Genomic DNA, 1411 nt, shown 5'->3' with positions numbered 1-1411 from the left:
GTATTGAACAGGGGTCATCTTCTTTAAATTCCATTGATATCTGTATTTATTGTAATAAATCATATATTGCTTAATTTCAAGTTTTAGTTCGTTTAGTGTCGTACATGGTTTAATATAAGCCTCATCCTTAAAATGTCCAAAGAAGGATTCTTGAGGAGCATTATCCCAACAGTTTCCTCTTCTAGACATAGATTGATGTAATCCAAGTTTCTTTACTAACTTTTGAAAATCAGGGTGTGTATAGTGGGTACCTTGATCAGAATGTATCAATGCACCTTCTACCTTTCTAAAGCTTAGATTCTTCTTTAGCTTTAATAGGGTATCCGTAGCTAAATTCATGGTTATACGATCTGATACGTGATAGGCTAAGATTTCATTGGTCGATCCATCTTTAATAGTGGATAAATAGGCTTTCTGACCCTTTCCGTAAAATAAATATGTGATGTCGGTTAGGAGTACTTTTCCAGGGACATCTTGCTTAAATTGTCGGTCCAACAGATTGGATACAATCCTATGTTCTTGTGTTGCTTTCATCATTCGTCTATAAGGATTCGCCTTTCTAATAGGGCATATAATGGCATACTTCTTCATTATTCGTCGTATACGCTTCAAATTATAGACAACACCAAATTGACCCACCAAAGTCATTTTGATTTGACGTGCCCCTTTTTTCCTTCCTTTGAAATAGAAGGCCTTTAAAATAATCTCTTTTACTATCTCATCTTTTTCGTCTTTTAGTTCTCTTTGTTTCTGGGACTTCTCTGAAAAGTACTTATAATAACCACTTCTAGAAACGCCGGCTACTTTACAAAGGTAGGTCACCATATTTTCTAATTGATATTTCTCAATAACAGAGCGAATAAGAATAAATTTTTGGTTTGGAGGAAGTGTTACTTTCTTATCCCCCTTTCTGCAAAACGAATCTTTTTTAAAAGTTCATTTTCCGCCTTCAGCAGGTTAAGTTGAGACTGTAAGCGAGCATTTTCCTCTTCTAGGGAAAGCTCCATTTTTCTCGGACGGCCTGAATTTTCAGCTCTAGCGTCACGTAAACCTGTTACACCATTCTCCTTGTAAGCTAATTGCCACCTCTTACTTGCAGATTTAATTCTATCCGTCCCTAAAATCTCTACATCAAACCCATATTCTTCGAATATCTCTCTTGGAAACTTGCCTTTTTCTTTTTCTGTAATAAAAATATGTTTGAATTCCTCTGTATAAGTAATTCCTTTTGAGCTTACTGATTTAACATAAATGTTAGAAGATAAAAGTTTGATCTCTTTCTCCGAAAAAATCTTTTTACTCATAGTTTTCTCCAATCCGAAGTATTTCTCTAGTTGTGTTTCTCCATTATACAAAAATGTACCCTATAGGGAGACTTTTTTAAAGTGTCTACTCTATAGGGTACATTTTA

General features: G+C 34.7%; 1 pseudogene. It reads right to left on the bottom strand.

Annotated elements, in window-relative coordinates:
* Nucleotides 1-1326: pseudogene (locus tag JM172_RS24400) on the bottom strand (IS3 family transposase); the annotation flags it as partial.
* Nucleotides 1327-1411 lie beyond the last annotated feature (85 nt).

It is taken from the genome of Bacillus sp. SM2101 (genome assembly GCF_018588585.1).
GTDB lineage: Bacteria > Bacillota > Bacilli > Bacillales > SM2101 > Nanhaiella > Nanhaiella sioensis.
The sequence above is the reverse complement of the archived record's forward strand: the minus strand, read 5'-3'. Positions and strand labels throughout refer to the sequence as shown.